This window comes from Vibrio sp. 10N.222.55.C6 (genome assembly GCF_041473395.1).
GTDB lineage: Bacteria > Pseudomonadota > Gammaproteobacteria > Enterobacterales > Vibrionaceae > Vibrio > Vibrio crassostreae_C.
On record NZ_JBFRSD010000162.1, the window covers coordinates 1 to 390 of the forward strand.

The 390-nt window shown below is 41.3% G+C and carries 1 pseudogene; it reads left to right on the forward strand.

The window, feature by feature from the left end:
* Window positions 1-390, forward strand: a pseudogene (locus tag AB4486_RS23055) (hybrid sensor histidine kinase/response regulator); the annotation flags it as partial.

The following is a 390-nucleotide window of genomic DNA, read 5'->3' on the forward strand; positions in this document are numbered from 1 at the left end:
CTACAACTCACAGAGAGCAACTCAACTGATGCTGAGATAAACAACGCAAATATCGACATTCAAAGCGCGCTTCTTGCGAGTGTGTTGGTTGGGGGAATCGAAATTAACCATTCAGGTGTTAACTCCGAGCTGGCGAACCTTTATAAAACGTTTACCGAACTCAACCAACAACAAAGTCAGCTGTTATCTCAAGTACTTTCAGCACACAGCATGGAGTATATTGAACATATTGAGCATGAGTTTACCGATCTGCAAGACCAACTTAAAAGTATCATCGTTAAGCTTATTATCGTTTTGGCGTTGCTGACTTTAGCGTTCTCATTCACCATGTTTATTTTTCGAGTCTTCGAACTCAAAAGAAACAACCTCTCCTATCAAGAAGCCGCAGAC